Below are 695 nucleotides of genomic sequence, written 5' to 3'. Positions count from 1 at the left end.
TGTCCTGCACCGGCTGGTAGGCGTTCTGGTCATAGGCCTGCAGCTGGCGCAGCTGCTGCTCGTTGCCGCGCACGGTGACGCGGTTGCCCTGCAGGGCGATGCGGTTGGCCGGCACCACGACCTGGCGACGCTCGCCCAGAGCCTGGCCGGTGGTCATGACCGCATAGGTCTGGTTGTCGCGTCCGCGCACGATGGCGTTGACGGTGCCGATCTGCTCGCCCTGCGAGCTGTAGACCGGCTGATTGCGCATCTGGGACGCGGCAACCTGGCTCTGCTGACCCTGCTGACCCTGCTGGGCCTGTTGCGCCTGCTGGCCCTGCTGCTGGGCCGACGGGTTGGTCTGTGCGACGGCGGCCGACGCGAGGGCCGTGGTGCTGAGAAGCGCAGCGACTGCAATGAGCTTCATGATCTCGTCTCCAAACTTGGCACAGCGCAGCCCGGAGCCGTGTCGGGGCTCCTGGCTCACCTGCGCATTCACCTATGGAACGGGCATTGGTCTGTTGCGGCCCGCATCGATCCGGTCGATCCGGTCAGGCATCGGCGCCTGACCTGCCGGGGCCGCTGCAACGCCCCCGGAGAGAGCCTCGAGTGTCCCGGCTCGACCTTCGGTGAATGAATGTTCAGACTCCTCCGACGTTCCGCCCCCCCGCCCCCGCCCATCACAGAAGTCGGTACGCCACATGACACTCGGCGTT

At 67.5% G+C, this 695-nt stretch carries 1 protein-coding gene; it reads right to left on the bottom strand.

The features are described from left to right. The coding region (locus tag ACFOYU_RS15200) for a PRC-barrel domain-containing protein (protein ID WP_377034238.1) at window positions 1-406 on the bottom strand (406 nt) is incomplete at its 3' end. Between the last annotated feature and the right edge of the window lie 289 nt (window positions 407-695).

Origin of the sequence: Microvirga sp. GCM10011540, assembly GCF_042650665.1 — a bacterium.
Lineage (GTDB): Bacteria > Pseudomonadota > Alphaproteobacteria > Rhizobiales > Beijerinckiaceae > Microvirga > Microvirga lenta.
The sequence above is the reverse complement of the archived record's forward strand: the minus strand, read 5'-3'. Positions and strand labels throughout refer to the sequence as shown.